Origin of the sequence: Streptomyces sp. BBFR102 (assembly GCF_051397025.1) — a bacterium.
In the GTDB taxonomy this organism is placed as follows: domain Bacteria; phylum Actinomycetota; class Actinomycetes; order Streptomycetales; family Streptomycetaceae; genus Streptomyces.
This window is the reverse complement of the sequence record NZ_CP195757.1, coordinates 4382866-4396812: the sequence shown is the minus strand read 5'-3', so window position 1 is coordinate 4396812 and position 13947 is coordinate 4382866. Positions and strand designations below refer to the sequence as shown.

7 protein-coding genes are annotated in these 13947 nt (G+C 73.3%); 6 read left to right on the top strand and 1 reads right to left on the bottom strand.

All coding sequences use genetic code 11. The annotated features are described in order from the left end of the window. Window positions 1-46 precede the first annotated feature (46 nt). Together ACSLIC_RS19620 and ACSLIC_RS19615 are read left to right on the top strand one after the other, a co-directional pair. On the top strand, window positions 47-592 hold the full coding sequence (locus ACSLIC_RS19620) for an alpha/beta fold hydrolase (RefSeq protein ID WP_436739019.1): 546 nt from the start codon (window positions 47-49) through the stop codon (window positions 590-592). Window positions 593-1793: 1201 nt separating this feature from the next. Beyond that, window positions 1794-3368, top strand: coding sequence for a M4 family metallopeptidase (locus ACSLIC_RS19615; RefSeq protein ID WP_436739018.1), 1575 nt, complete (start codon window positions 1794-1796; stop codon window positions 3366-3368). Window positions 3369-3448: 80 nt separating this feature from the next. Here ACSLIC_RS19615 and glgP read toward each other — a convergent pair whose 3' ends face one another. Beyond that, on the bottom strand, window positions 3449-6109 hold the full coding sequence (glgP, locus tag ACSLIC_RS19610; protein ID WP_436739017.1) for an alpha-glucan family phosphorylase: 2661 nt from the start codon (window positions 6107-6109) through the stop codon (window positions 3449-3451). A gap of 334 nt (window positions 6110-6443) precedes the next feature. On the opposite strand from glgP, the gene ACSLIC_RS19605 reads away from it, so the two are divergent. The 4 genes from ACSLIC_RS19605 to ACSLIC_RS19590 all read left to right on the top strand — a co-directional run bounded on the left by ACSLIC_RS19605 (window position 6444) and on the right by ACSLIC_RS19590 (window position 13905). Continuing rightward, on the top strand, window positions 6444-7658 hold the full coding sequence (locus ACSLIC_RS19605; protein WP_436739016.1) for a S8 family peptidase: 1215 nt from the start codon (window positions 6444-6446) through the stop codon (window positions 7656-7658). 742 nt (window positions 7659-8400) lie between these two features. Continuing rightward, a complete protein-coding gene (locus tag ACSLIC_RS19600; protein WP_436739015.1) occupies window positions 8401-10404 on the top strand; it encodes an alpha-1,4-glucan--maltose-1-phosphate maltosyltransferase in 2004 nt (667 codons plus the stop codon). Then, window positions 10401-12140: a maltose alpha-D-glucosyltransferase gene (treS, locus tag ACSLIC_RS19595; RefSeq protein ID WP_436739014.1), complete on the top strand. Its 1740-nt coding sequence runs from the start codon at window positions 10401-10403 to the stop codon at window positions 12138-12140. Before ACSLIC_RS19600 ends, treS begins: the two co-directional genes overlap by 4 nt. Before the next feature lie 313 nt (window positions 12141-12453). Next, window positions 12454-13905, top strand: coding sequence for a maltokinase N-terminal cap-like domain-containing protein (locus tag ACSLIC_RS19590; RefSeq protein WP_436739013.1), 1452 nt, complete (start codon window positions 12454-12456; stop codon window positions 13903-13905). The last annotated feature ends 42 nt before the right edge of the window (window positions 13906-13947 follow it).

Genomic DNA, 13947 nt, shown 5'->3' with positions numbered 1-13947 from the left:
GCACACCCACCCGGGCACCAGCCGCCTCCCACCAGGAGAAACCATCATGAGCAGCACGGGCACCCCGGACAAGGGCGTTATCACCTCGTACGCACAGGCCCCGGCCCGCACCGTCACCGCCGGCGGCGTCACCTACGCGTATCGCGAGCCGGGGCCCAGGGGCGGCATCCCCGTCGTGCTCTTCGTCCACCTCGCCGCGACCCTGGACAACTGGGACCCGTGCAGCGTCGACCCCATCGCGAAGGGCCGTCACGTCATCGCTTTCGATCAGCGCGGTGTCGGTGCCTCCACGGGCCAGGTGCCGGACAGCATCGAGGCCATGGCCGACGACGCTCCACCTCCATCACGGCGCTCGGCTTCGACAAGATCGACATCTTCTCCTTCTCCGCCCCGACGACCCGTCGACGATCACCCAGCCCACCCTGATCGCCGACGGCGACCACGACCGCATGGCGCCCTCGGCTCCCTCCGAAGACTGCACCGACGCATCAAGCACAGCGAGCTGACCCTCTGCCCTGACTCCGGTCACGGCGGCATCTTCCAGCACCACCAGCAGTTCGCCCCCCTCGCGATCGAGTTCCCCGCCCGTTGACGACCGGCCGGAGCGGTCACGTGGGACGTCGGCCCGGGGAACCACGGCGTGGGCACCCTCGGTGACAGCCTGCACGTCGAGGACACCCGGTCCGACGGATACGCCGCCCGGGGTGAGGCCGTCGCCCTGTCCACGGGCGCGGGGATCAACGTCAACACCTCCGGCCTGACGCCGGCGGAGGTGCGCAAGACGAAGAGCCCGCCCGAGGGACCGGGGCCCGTCATCCGGCCTCCGGTTCCCGCCGTCGCCCCGGTGGCCCTGCTCTCGCTCTCCAGGGCAACCGCCTCCGGGAGTTGGGGCCCACCCTCAGCTCCCGTGGCCCCTCTTCGCCCCCGGCCCCGCTCGGCCAGCCCCAGGCCACGCAGCTCGTCCGCGAGCATCGGGTGCGGCCGGGCGGCCTCCAGCGTGTTGAGGGCCGCCGCTTCCGCGCGCTCCAGGCCGCACTCGGCCCACTCCACCGCGGCCTCGAAGTCGTCGGTGGCCAGGCCCAGTTCCGCGAGTCCGGAGAGGGCGGAGATCCGGTAGGAGGCGGGCGAGGCGCGGCCGGGACCGTCTCGCTCCCCGGGTCCGGTAGGAGGTGGACCGCCGAGGTCAGCGCGCGTTCGACGGCCTTGTGCTCGCCGGTGTGCGGGTGAGGTGGGTCGGTTCGTCGAGCGGGAAGCAGAGCGGTCCGCCGGGCCCGCGCCCGCGGCGGGCCGCGTCGACCGCCTCGGAGGCGCGGGCGAGCTGCACCAGGGACGCCGCGCCGGCGCCCACCGCCCCGGATGGACACAGGCGACGTCCCATGTTCGACGCGATGCGCCACCAGGGCATGGCCGTAACCGAGTTGTCGGGCAGGTCGCCCTCGGCGCCATGCCACCGCCTCGGACGCGGCCCGCCGGACCAGGCGTCGCCCAGCGGACTTCGGCCACCTCTGAGCGGACGATTTCCGGCCAACCTCCGGGCGATGCATGGCATGTACACGCCACAAGTGGCACGCTTCCCCCGCACGGACCGCACGGTTCACACGGACCGCTCACCTCGCACGGCACCACCGCACCATCACCGCAGCCGCACCCCCCGGAGCGCCCCACGTCTCCGGTCGGGTTCGGCAGAACCACCCGCACCGCTACTTCCCCACCCGGACCGCAGCCATGCGGCCCGGTCCCCCACATCCGGCCCGGCGTCCACCGCCCCGGCCGGTCCTCACCAGGGAGCGCGCGTGACCCCCCACATATCCCGCCGTCGTACCGGCCTCGCCCTGTCCACCGCCGTCGCCGCCGGCGCGCTGCTGGCCGCCGGGCTCTCCTCCGGCGGAGCCGTCGCCCAGCCCGCCGCCGCCGAGAAGGTGCCCGCGGCCGCCCCCGCCGCCCTCTCCGCCAACGCCAAGGCGAGCCTGCTGCGGGAGGCCGACTCCGCGAAGACGGCCACCGCCCGCGCGATCGGCCTCGGCACCCAGGAGAAGCTGGTCGTCCGCGACGTGGTCAAGGACCGCGACGGCAGCCTGCACACCCGGTACGAGCGCACCTACCAGGGCCTGCCGGTCCTCGGCGGCGACCTCGTGGTGCACACCGACAAGGCCGGTGCCACCGAGGGCGTCACCAAGGCCGCCGAGGCCGAGCTGAAGGTGGACACCGTCACCACGGCCGCCACCCCGAAGGGCGCCCGCAAGGTCGTCTGGGCCGCCGAGGGCACCCCGAAGCTGGCCTTCGAGAAGGTCACCGAGTCGGTCAAGAAGGACGGCACCCCGCAGGAGCTGCACACCGTCACCGACGCCGCCACCGGCAAGCAGCTCTTCCAGTGGGACGCGGTCCACGCCGGCACCGGCGAGAGCCAGTACAGCGGCAGCGTCGAGATCGGCACCACCGCCTCCGGCAGCGGCTACGAGCTGACCGACGGCGAGCGCGGCGGCCACAAGACGTACGACCTGAAGAACGGTTCCTCGGGGACCGGCACCCTCTTCACGGACGACGACGACAAGTGGGGCGACGGCACGCCGAACGACTCGGCCACCGCCGCCGTCGACGCCGCCTACGGCGCGGGCGCCACCTGGGACTACTACGAGCAGGTGCACGGCCGCTCCGGCATCAAGGGGGACGGCGTCGGCGCGTACTCGCGCGTCCACTACGGCGACAACTACGTCAACGCCTTCTGGACCGACAGCTGCTTCTGCATGACCTACGGCGACGGCTCGGGGAACGCGGCCCCGCTCACCTCGCTGGACGTCGCCGCCCACGAGATGACCCACGGCGTCACCTCGGTGACCGCCGGGCTGAACTACTCCGGCGAGTCCGGCGGTCTCAACGAGGCGACCAGCGACATCTTCGCCACCGCCGTCGAGTTCCACGCGAACAGCGAGGGCGACGTGCCGGACTACCTCGTCGGCGAGAAGATCGACATCAACGGCGACGGCACCCCGCTGCGCTACATGGACGAACCGTCGAAGGACGGCACCTCCGAGGACTACTGGTACGACGGCATCGGCAACGTCGACGTCCACTACTCCTCGGGCGTCGCCAACCACTTCTTCTACCTGCTCTCCGAGGGCAGCGGCGCCAAGGAGATCAACGGCGTCTCCTACGACTCGCCGACCTCCGACGGCGAGCCGGTGACCGGCATCGGCATCGAGAAGGCCGAGCAGATCTGGTTCAAGGCGCTCACCCAGTACATGACCTCCACCACCGACTACGCGGCGGCCCGCGAGGCCACCCTGGAGGCCGCGAGCGAGCTGTACGGCGCCGACTCGGCCGAGTACCAGGGCGTCGACCGCGCCTGGGCGGCGGTCAACGTCAGCTGACGCCTCCCCACAGACCGCGGCACCCGGGGCTGAGCGCCCGCCCCGGGTGCCGCTTCGTCGTACCGCGCGGTGGCCGCCGCTCAGCGCAGCAGTACCCCGGCCTCCTGCCCGGCCGCCTCCGCCGGGACGGCGATCAGCCCCATCTCGGCGCCGGAGGCGAGCAGCCGGTGGCTGGGCAGCACCCGGACCGTGTAGCCGAAGCTGCCGGTACGGTCCAGGGCGAGCGGGCCCTCGAAGGTCCAGCGGCCGTCCAGATCGGGGCCGCCCGGCGCCGGCTTCAGCGGGACCCGGGCGGCGCCGCTGATCCGGTCGTCGCCGTCGACGTGCCCGGAGACGGCCTGCACCTCCACGTCCTCGGGCGCCAGCTCCCCCAGGCGCACCCGCACCCGCAGGGCGAGGGTGGTGCCGAGCTGGGCGGGGGCCCCGTCGCCGTCGGCGCCGTCGGCGCCCGCGTCCACGTGCTCCACCGCGACCTGCGCCCAGCCGGAGCGCACCCGCTCCTTGTAGGCGGCCAGTTCGCGGGCCTGCTCGGGGCCGAGCGCGCGGTGGGCGCGGGCGGCCGGGGCGTAGAGGGTCTCCACGTACTCGCGGACCATGCGCCCGGCGATGACCTTCGGGCCGAGCCGGGTCAGGGTCTCGCGGACCATGCCGATCCAGCGGTCGGGCAGCCCGTCACGGCCGCGCTCGTAGAAGCGCGGGGCCACCCGCTCCTCCAGCAGCTCGTAGAGGGCGGTGGCCTCCAGGGCGTCGCGGCGCTCGGTCTCCTTGGCGGTGAGGTCGCCCCCGCCGTCGGCGGTGGGGATGGCCCAGCCGAAGTCCGGGTCGTACCACTCGTCCCACCAGCCGTCGAGGACGGAGAGGTTGAGGCAGCCGTTGAGGGCGGCCTTCATGCCGGAGGTGCCGCACGCCTCCAGGGGGCGCAGCGGGTTGTTGAGCCAGACGTCGCAGCCCGGGTAGAGCTTCTGGGCCATCGCCATGCCGTAGTCGGGCAGGAAGGCGATGCGGTGGCGGACCCGGGCGTCGTCGGCGAACCGGACCAGCTCCTGCACCAGCCGCTTGCCGCCGTCGTCGGCCGGGTGCGCCTTGCCGGCCACCACGATCTGCACCGGCCGCTCCGGGTGGAGCAGCAGCGCCCGCAGCCGGTCGCGGTCCTGGAGCATCAGCGTGAGCCGCTTGTAGGAGGGGACGCGCCGGGCGAAACCGATGGTCAGCACGGACGGGTCGAAGGCGGTGTCGATCCAGCCGAGTTCGGCGGGGCCGGCGCCGCGCTGGCGCCAGCCGGCGGCGAGGCGGGTGCGGATCTCCTCGACCAACTGCTCGCGCAGGGTGCGGCGCAGCTCCCAGATCTCCGGGTCGGAGATCTGCCCGATGGCGTCCCACCGCTCCGGGCCGCCGACGCTCAGCGCCTCCTCGGCACGGCCGGTCCCGACCCGGCGGGCGCCGAGCCGCAGTACCTCGGGGGCGACCCAGGTGGGGGCGTGCACGCCGTTGGTGACCGAGGTGATCGGCACCTCCTCGGCGTCGAAGCCCGGCCAGAGCCCGGCGAACATCTCGCGGCTGACCTGGCCGTGCAGGGTGGAGACGCCGTTGGCGCGCTGGGCGAGCCGAAGGCCCATCACGGCCATGTTGAACAGGCCCGGGTCGCCGCCCGGGTAGGTCTCGGTGCCGAGCGCGAGGACGCGTCCGGTGTCGATGCCGGGGAGTTCGGCGCCCTCGCCGAAGTGCCGGGCGACCAGGGAGCGCTCGAAGCGGTCGATCCCGGCGGGCACCGGGGTGTGGGTGGTGAAGAGGGTTCCGGCGCGCACCACCTGGAGGGCCTGGTCGAAGTCGAGGCCGGGGCCCTCGGGTGCGGGCGCGCCCAGTTCGTGGACGCGCTCCAGGCCGAGGAAGCCGGCGTGCCCCTCGTTGGTGTGGAAGACCTCGGGCGCCGGGTGGCCGGTGAGGCGGCAGTAGGCCCGCACCGCGCGGACGCCGCCGATACCGAGCAGCATCTCCTGGTGGAGCCGGTGCTCGCTGCCGCCGCCGTAGAGCCGGTCGGTCACCTCGCGGGCGGCGGCGTCGTTGTCCTCGACGTCGGAGTCGAGCATGAGCAGCGGGACGCGGCCGACCCGGGCCTGCCAGACGCGGGCGCGCAGCACCCGCCCGCCGGGCAGGGCGAGGCGGATCAGAGTGGGGCTGCCGTCGGTCTCGCGGAGCAGGGTGAGCGGCAGCTCGTCCGGGTCGAGGACCGGGTAGTGCTCCTGCTGCCAGCCGTCCCGGGAGAGGGACTGGCGGAAGTAGCCGTGGCGGTAGAGGAGCCCGACGCCGATCAGGGGGACGCCGAGGTCGCTGGCGGACTTGAGGTGGTCGCCGGCGAGGATGCCGAGGCCGCCGGAGTACTGCGGCAGGGCGGCGGTGACGCCGAACTCGGGCGAGAAGTAGGCGACGGCGGCGGGCAGGGAGCCCTCCTGGCGCTGGTACCAGCGGTCACCTTCGAGGTAGTCGGCGAGGTCGTCGACGGCGGCGGCCAGGCGGAGCCGGAAGCGCCGGTCGGCGGCGAGGGTGTCGAGGCGTTCGGGCGGGACGGCGGCGAGCAGCCGGACGGGGTCGCCGGTGGCGGCCCACCGGGCCGGGTCGACCGACTGGAACAGCTCGCGGGTATCCGCGTGCCAGGACCAGCGCAGGTTGCGGGCCAGGTCGCTGAGGGGGCGGAGGGGTTCGGGGAGGACGGGACGCACGGTGAATCGACGCATTGCCTTCACGGTTCCACCTTCGCAGGATTCATCCGCTTTTGCGGGGCGGCTCGCATCACGGGGCGTCAGGACCGGTGCCTGACGGGGCGCGTACGGGGGCGCGCGCCCCAGGTGACGGGGCGTCGGCGGCGGGCACGGTGCGGGGTCCGCGACCGCACCCCGCCAAACGGTTCCGTTGCAACAATCACACAACCTTTGCTGCGGCTTCACGACGCATTCGCCCCGTTCTCCCCCCTCTTGACCCGTTGCCCGGGCGGCCCCGGCCCGACACGCTGACGGACGGACACCGCGGGGCCCGCGAAGGGCGGGCCCGCGGGGTCGACATGAGGAGGGGAACTCGCACATGAGCGAGGTCATACGCATTCCGCGCCGGACGGTGGCCGTGGCCGCCGCCACGGTCGCGGCGCTCGCGGTGGGCACCCTGCCCGCCCAGGCGGCATCCGCAGGGCCGGGGGGCCCGAAGCTGGGGACGGTCCGTCAGGCCGACAACCCCCGCGACGTGGTGCGCGACAGCTACATCGTGACGCTGAAGCCCGGCGTCAAGGCACCGTCGGCCGCGGGCGCCAAGCTCGCCAGCCGCTACGGCGGCAAGATCAGCCACACCTACCAGCGGGTCCTCAACGGGTACGCGGTGAAGCTCAACGCCGTCCAGGCACGGCGGCTCGCGGCGGACCCCGCCGTGGCCTCCGTCGCCCAGAACTTCAAGGTGCGGGCCACGGCCACGCAGACCAACCCGGTCTGGGGCCTGGACCGCGTCGACCAGCCGACCCTGCCGCTGGACGGCCGGTACACCTCGCCGAAGGGCGGCGGCGCGGGCACCACCGTGTACGTCCTCGACACCGGCGTCCGGATCAGCCACAAGGAGTTCGGCGGCCGGGCCCGTCACGGCTACGACTTCGTCGACCGGGACAAGGTCGCCCAGGACTCCAACGGCCACGGCACGCACGTCGCGGCCACCGCCGCCGGCACCACCTACGGCGTGGCGAAGAAGGCCAAGGTCGTGAGCGTACGAGTGCTCAACCCCGACTCCTGGGGCACCATCGAGGACATCGTCGCCGGCATCGACTGGGTGACCAAGAACGCCGTCAAGCCGGCCGTGGCCAACCTCAGCCTGGGCGGCGGCGTCAGCGCCGAGTTGGACCAGGCGGTCCGCGCCTCCGTCGCCTCCGGGGTCACCTACACGGTGTCCGCGGGCAACGAGGGGGTGCCGGCGGAGACCCTCTCGCCCAGCCGGGTGAAGCAGGCGATCGTGGTCGGGGCGACCAACCGCTGGGACGAGCGGTCGTACTTCTCGAACTGGGGTCCGGCCGTGGACCTGTTCGGGCCGGGCGAGGACATCAAGTCCGCCTCCCACAAGAGCGACACCGGGACGGCGGTGTACGACGGGACGTCGATGGCGGCGCCGCACGTCGCCGGGGCGGCCGCGCTGTATCTGGCGGCCAACCCGAAGGCGACGCCGGCGGCGGTCGAGAAGCACATCGTCGGCACGGCCTCCACGGGGCAGATCCAGGATCGGCGGATCGGGTCGCCGAACCGTCTGCTCCAGGTGTCGCCCTAGCGGGGCGGGCATGTGGGCCCGCGGGTCGGGGGGCGTCCAGCTCCCGGCCCGCGGGCCGTTCCTTTCGGCCTCCGGCACCGGTCGGCCCGGGTTCGGCCGCCCCCGGCCTCGGCCTCGCGGCCACCGACGGCCCCACACGCCGGCCGGGCTGGAAGGCGGCCGTGCCCGGGTCGCGTCCCACGGCTCTCCGGACCTGCGGTCACCGATGGCCTCAATCGCCGACCGGGCTGGAAGGTGGCCAGCGCCCGGCCTCCGCCCTGCGACTCCCGGGCCTGCGGTCCCAGGGCCTCATGTGTCGGCCGGGCCGGGGGTGGGTGCCCTCGGGTCACGCGGGGTCAGGGGTCACCGTGGTGGCGACCTGGGGTCTTGTTCGCCGGCGCATGCCGGGGGCAGTGGGGGGGAATCTCGGGCCCGGTTCAGCAGGTGGGTGATCGTCCGCCCTTCGGGTGGGGGAAGGCCGTCCCGGTACTTCCGCGCACCGCGTTCCCGCACGGCCCCGCCGGCGCCGTCCGGCCCGGTGCGGCAGATCTGCCGCAGGCACCTGACGCGCATCCCCGGCGCGGTCCAAGCGCACGGCAAGGAGCGTCCGTGCCGCCTCGCGTCCCCCGTCGAGCACCCCGGCCTCACCAGGACACGCCCTGGGCGTCAAAGGGACGGCGGAAGCTGCCGATACAGAGGACGACGGCCGGGACGCCCGACTCCCCGGCCACCCCCGTACCCGCACGATCCCTCAGGTGATGCCGTGAACACCCCCATTGGACGCATCCCCGTCCTCGACGTCCGACCGCTCGTCCAGGGCGGCAGACGCCCCGCCAAGTCGGTGAGCGGCGAGTCCTTCGAGATCACCGCCACCGTCTTCCGTGAAGGCCACGACGCGGTCGCCGCCGACGTCGTACTGCGCGGCCCGGACGGCCGCTCCGGCCCCTGGACGCCGATGCGCGAGCTGGCGCCCGGAACCGACCGCTGGGGCGCGGTGGTCGCCCCGGACGAGGAGGGGCACTGGACGTACTGGGTGGAGGCGTGGGGCGACCCGCTGACCACCTGGCGCCGTACCGCCGCCGTGAAGATCCCGGCCGGGATCGACACCGAGCTGGTGCTGGAGGAGGGCGCGCGGCTGCACGAGCGCGCCGCCGAGGGCGTGCCGAAGGCGAAGGGCCGCCGCGAGGCGGTGCTCGCCGTCGCCGACGCGCTGCGGGACACCTCCCTCACCGCCGGGCAGCGGCTCGCGGCGGCCGGCGAGGCGCAGGCGGTGGCGGCGCTGGAGCGGTACCCGCTGCGCGAGCCGCTGTCCGCCTCCGAGCCGCTGCCGCTGCTGGTGGAGCGCAAGCGGGCGCTCTTCGGCTCCTGGTACGAGTTCTTCCCGCGCTCCGAGGGCGCGGTCCTCCCCGAGGACGGCGGCCCGCCGGTCTCCGGCACGCTGCGGACGGCGGCGGCCCGGCTGCCGGCCGTCGCGGCGATGGGCTTCGACGTGGTGTACCTGCCGCCGATCCACCCGATCGGCACCACCCACCGCAAGGGCCGCAACAACTCCCTCACCCCCGACGCGCACGACGTGGGCGTGCCGTGGGCGATCGGCTCCGCCGACGGCGGCCACGACGCGATCCACCCGGAACTGGGCACCTTCGAGGACTTCGACGCCTTCGTACGCACCGCCACCGAACTGCGGCTGGAGGTCGCGCTGGACTTCGCGCTCCAGTGCTCCCCGGACCACCCGTGGGTGACGGAGCATCCGGAGTGGTTCCACCACCGGCCCGACGGCTCCGTCGCGTACGCGGAGAACCCGCCCAAGAAGTACCAGGACATCTTCCCCATCGCCTTCGACAAGGACATGGACGGCCTGGTCGCGGAGGCGCTGCGGGTGCTGCGGCTCTGGATGGGCCACGGGGTGCGGATCTTCCGCGTCGACAACCCGCACACCAAGCCGGTGGTCTTCTGGGAGCGGGTGATCACCGAGATCAACCGGACCGACCCGGACGTCGTCTTCCTCGCCGAGGCGTTCACCCGGCCGGCGCTGATGCACGCCCTGGCCGCGGTCGGCTTCCAGCAGTCGTACACGTACTTCACCTGGCGCAACGGCAAGCAGGAGCTGACCGACTACCTGACCGAGCTGACCGGGGACGCGGCCGCGTACATGCGGCCGAACTTCTTCGTCAACACGCCGGACATCCTGCACGAGTACCTTCAGCACGGGGGCCGCCCCGCTTTCGAGGCGCGGGCGGTGCTGGCGGCGACCCTCTCGCCCAGCTGGGGGGTCTACGCGGGCTTCGAGCTGTGCGAGGCGCAGCCCCTGCGCGCTGGCAGCGAGGAGTACCTGGACTCGGAGAAGTACCAGCTGCGTCCGCGCGACTGGGCGGCGGCCGAGCGGGAGGGCCGCACCCTGGCCCCCCTGCTGACCGTGCTGAACCGGGTCCGGCGCCGCAACCCGGCCCTCCAGCAACTGCGCGATCTGCACTTCCACCACACCGGCAACGACGCGCTGCTCGCCTACAGCAAGCATTCGGGTGGCAATACGGTCCTGACGGTCGTCAACCTCGACCCGCACCACACCCAGGAAGCCACGGTCTCGTTGGACATGGAGCGCCTCGGCCTCGGCTGGGACGACACCACACCGGTGCGCGACGAGCTCACCGGCGAGACCTATCACTGGGGCAGGGCCAACTACGTGCGGCTAGAGCCGGGTGTCACGCCCGCGCACCTGTTCGTCCTGCGACCGTCCTCACCGATCGGAGGGTCACCCACACCATGATCGTCAACGAACCCGTCCAGGACACCTTCGAGGACACCCCTGCCAGGGACCGTGACCCCGAGTGGTTCAAGCGTGCCGTCTTCTACGAGGTGCTCGTCCGGTCCTTCCAGGACAGCAACGGCGACGGCATCGGCGACCTCAAGGGCCTCACCTCCAGGCTCGACTACCTCCAGTGGCTGGGAGTGGACTGCCTCTGGCTGCCGCCGTTCTTCAAGTCGCCGCTGCGCGACGGCGGCTACGACGTCTCGGACTACACGGCGGTGCTTCCGGAGTTCGGCGACCTCGCCGACTTCGTGGAGTTCGTCGACGCGGCCCACCAGCGGGGCATGCGGGTCATCATCGACTTCGTCATGAACCACACCAGCGACCAGCATCCGTGGTTCCAGGAGTCCCGCCGCGACCCGGACGGGCCGTACGGGGACTACTACGTCTGGGCCGACGACGACAAGCAGTACCAGGACGCCCGGATCATCTTCGTCGACACCGAGGCGTCGAACTGGACCTTCGACCCGGTGCGCCAGCAGTACTACTGGCACCGGTTCTTCTCCCACCAGCCGGACCTCAACTACGAGAACCCGGCCGTCCAGGAGGAGATCCTCTCCGCGCTGAAGTTCTGGCTGGACCTCGGCATCGACGGCTTCCGCCTCGACGCCGTGCCCTACCTCTACGCCGAGGAGGGCACCAACTGCGAGAACCTGCCCCGGTCGCACGCCATGCTGAAACGGGTCCGCGAGGAGATCGACGCCCACTACCCGGACACGGTCCTCCTCGCCGAGGCCAACCAGTGGCCGGAGGACGTCGTCGACTACTTCGGCGACTACGCCAAGGGCGGCGACGAGTGCCACATGGCGTTCCACTTCCCGGTGATGCCGCGCATCTTCATGGCGGTCCGCCGGGAGTCCCGCTACCCGGTCTCGGAGATCCTCGCCAAGACCCCGGCCATCCCCTCGGGCTGCCAGTGGGGCATCTTCCTGCGCAACCACGACGAGCTGACCCTCGAAATGGTCTCCGACGAAGAGCGCGACTACATGTACGCCGAGTACGCCAAGGACCCGCGGATGCGGGCCAACATCGGCATCCGGCGCCGCCTCGCCCCGCTGCTCGACAACGACCGCAACCAGATCGAGCTCTTCACCGCCCTGCTGCTCTCCCTGCCGGGCTCGCCGATCCTGTACTACGGCGACGAGATCGGCATGGGCGACAACATCTGGCTCGGCGACCGCGACGCGGTGCGCACGCCGATGCAGTGGACACCGGACCGGAACGCCGGATTCTCCTCCAGCGACCCGGGCCGGCTCTTCCTGCCCACGATCATGGACCCGGTCCACGGCTACCAGGTGACCAACGTCGAGGCCGCCATGTCCTCGCCCTCGTCCCTGCTGCACTGGACCCGGCGCATGATCGAGATCCGCAAGCAGAACCGTGCCTTCGGACTGGGCTCGTACACCGAGCTGCCCTCCACCAACCCGGCCGTCCTCGCCTTCCTGCGCGAGGCCCCGCCCGGGCCGGACGGGGAGGAGGACGACCTCGTGCTGTGCGTGCACAACTTCTCGCGGTTCGCCCAGCCCACCGAGCTGGACCTGCAGTCCTTCGCCGGGCGCCATCCGGTGGAGCTGACCGGCGGGGTGCGCTTCCCCGCCATCGGTGACCTGCCGTACCTGCTGACCCTGGCGGGCCACGGCTTCTACTGGTTCCGGCTGCGCAAGGAGGCCGCGGTCACCGCCGTCACCCCCTGACGGCGGCACCGGGCACCGAGCACGCCACGACGCCCGGTGCGGGACGGTTACGGCCCTCCCGCACCGGGCACGCGTAATCCCGCACCGCGCGCCGGATCCGGGCACGTGGGTGAACGACCCGCCCCGGAGCACCATGCCCCGCTCCTCGTACGCTCCCCCGCCCCGCACTGTCCGGGGCACCGTCACCGTCCCGTGCGCCCGCGGCTGCGGCCGATGAGGGGACCGGGCGCACCGCCGGACCGTCAAATGCCGCAATCCTGGTCACTGCCGGGCGATATTGAGGTGTACCCGGGGAAAGGACGCGACGCCGCCAATGTCGGATGCCTCCAGCACGCTCGTTCCTTCCCCAGCGTCCGGGGGGCTGCTCGCCTCCCTGGACCCGCTGTTGCGCCCCTGGCTGCCGAGGCAGCGGTGGTTCGCCGGCAAGGGCCGCCCGGTGACGGGCTTCACCCTGGTCGCCGCCACCGAGCTGCTGCCGGCGGGCCCGCCTGGGCAGGACGGCCCGGGCCTGCTCCACCTCCTGGTCCGCGCCCGGCAGCCGGCCTGCCCGGGCGCCGCCGCCGACCCGGGCGACACCTACCAGCTGCTCATCGGGATCCGCCAGGCCCTGCCGCCGCGTCTGGCGCCCGCGCTGATCGGCCGGCCGGGCGACGGGCCGCTCGCCGGGCAGACCGTCTACGACGCGCTGCACGACGCCCGCCTGACCGAGGTGCTGCTGGAGCGGCTGCGGCTGCCCGGGCGGCTCGGGGCGCTCCGCTTCGCCCGCGCCGGGCAGGGCGACATCCCGGCCGGGCTGCCGGCCCGGGTGCTCGGCGCCGAGCAGTCCAACTCCTCCCTCGTCTACGGCGAACGGCTGATCCTCAAGCTGTTCCGCCGGGTCGTCCCCGGCGTCAACCCGGACCTGGAGCTGCCCCTGGCGCTGGCCGCCGGCCACTCCACCCGGGTGCCGGCGCCCCTCGCCTGGGTGGAGGCCGACGGCGGCGCGGAGCCGCTGGTCCTCGGCGTCCTCCAGCCGTTCCTGCGCGGCTGCGACGACGGCTGGGAACTGGCGCTCGGCGCGCTCGCCCGGGGTGAGGACTTCTCCGGCGAGGCCCGGGCGCTGGGCCGGGCCACCGCCGAGGTGCACGCGGCGCTCGCCGGCGTCCTGCCCACCGTGACGCTGGGACCGGCCCGGCTGGCGGCGCTGGCCGCGCAGATGACGGAGCGGCTGAACGCCGCGGCGCAGGCGGTGCCCGCGCTCCACCGGCACGTGCCGGGGCTGCGCACCGCCTTCGAAGCGATGGCCGACCCGTCGCTGGCCGGCACCTCACTGACCGCCCAGCGGGTCCACGGCGACCTGCACCTCGGACAGTGCCTGCGCGGGCCCGACGGACGCTGGTCGCTGATCGACTTCGAGGGCGAGCCGGTGAAGCCGCTGGCCGAGCGGCGGCTGCCGCAGCCCCCGGTCCGCGACGTCGCCGGCATGCTCCGCTCCTTCGACTACGCGGCCCGCTCGCACCAGCCCTGGGCACCCGAGTGGGCCGACCGCTGCCGGGACGCGTACTGCGCCGGGTACGCGGAGGCACACGGCCGCGACCCGCGCGACGAACCGGTTCTCCTGCGTGCCTACGAGACCGACAAGGCGGTCTACGAGGCGCTCTACGAGGCCCGGCACCGGCCTGACTGGCTGCCGGTCCCGCTGGCGGCGGTGGAGCGGCTGGCCGCCACCGTCCCGGCCGGGGCCCGCGCCGACGCGGGCGGCCCGCTCGGCCACGGCCTCGGCTGACCGCCCGTCTCCCCCACCGCCACCCGCTCGGCGCCCCCGGGC

Excerpts from the sequence above, each read along its gene's own strand:
- ACSLIC_RS19620 (WP_436739019.1), top strand. The coding sequence starts at position 47 with ATGAGCAGCACGGGCACCCCGGACAAGGGCGTTATCACCTCGTACGCA.
- ACSLIC_RS19605 (WP_436739016.1), top strand. The coding sequence starts at position 6,444 with ATGAGCGAGGTCATACGCATTCCGCGCCGGACGGTGGCCGTGGCCGCC.
- treS (WP_436739014.1), top strand. The coding sequence starts at position 10,401 with ATGATCGTCAACGAACCCGTCCAGGACACCTTCGAGGACACCCCTGCC.
- ACSLIC_RS19590 (WP_436739013.1), top strand. The coding sequence starts at position 12,454 with ATGTCGGATGCCTCCAGCACGCTCGTTCCTTCCCCAGCGTCCGGGGGG.